We start from the raw sequence: 326 nt of genomic DNA, 5'->3' as shown, positions 1-326 counted from the left end.
TCAACTCAAACAATTACGTGGGAAGTGCAATACAATTACAATGAGAAAACAATCTCTAGAGCGGATGCTGTTCTTCTTGATTTATTTAATGACTCCCAGGAATTAGTACCAAACTCTATTACAGTAGAACAGGTTACGATTAATGATAGTGGTAAGGAATCAGGTACAAACCCTGTTTCGAATTACACTATTTCTCCTGAGTCAGAAGATGGCAAAGAAGGATTCTCATTGAGTTTTAATGAAAATATTTCTTCAGCTTATAAAGTAACCTATGAAACACGTGCGAAAGATCGCGTCTATACGAATGAAAAAATTACGAATGATGT

Annotated in this window: 1 protein-coding gene; it reads left to right on the top strand. The window is 35.0% G+C overall.

Annotated features, from left to right (window positions below; translation table 11 throughout):
* Positions 1–326, top strand: a 326-nt coding sequence (locus tag Q4550_RS23335) for a collagen binding domain-containing protein (protein WP_303536581.1), incomplete at both ends; no start/stop codon positions are given.

The organism is Anaerobacillus sp. 1_MG-2023, assembly GCF_030547345.1.
GTDB classification, from domain to species: domain Bacteria; phylum Bacillota; class Bacilli; order Bacillales; family Guptibacillaceae; genus Guptibacillus; species Guptibacillus hwajinpoensis_B.
This window is presented reverse-complemented; position numbering and strand designations above follow the sequence as displayed.